This window comes from Phormidium sp. CCY1219, assembly GCF_055795085.1.
This window is the reverse complement of the sequence record NZ_JAYFEQ010000014.1, coordinates 1-209: the sequence shown is the minus strand read 5'-3', so window position 1 is coordinate 209 and position 209 is coordinate 1. Positions and strand designations below refer to the sequence as shown.

Below are 209 nucleotides of genomic sequence, written 5' to 3'. Positions count from 1 at the left end.
AATAACGCGATCGCCTTTTCCAATAGTTGCGGGTTGCTGCTCATTCCGCCACTGGGTGCAAACTGTTTGACCACGCAAACTGCATCCCGTCGGTCTGTGTCGCTGGCTAAATAGGTTCTGCCAAATCCACCGCTTCCCAGGGGGCGCTCGATACGATAGCGATCGCGCAATATCGGCGTCAGTTGCGTGCCGCAGCGGTTGCAATATTT

The 209-nt window shown here is 55.0% G+C and carries 1 pseudogene; it reads right to left on the bottom strand.

The features are described from left to right. Positions 1–209 (bottom strand): annotated as a pseudogene (locus AC0QH1_RS00250) (serine/threonine protein kinase); the annotation flags it as partial.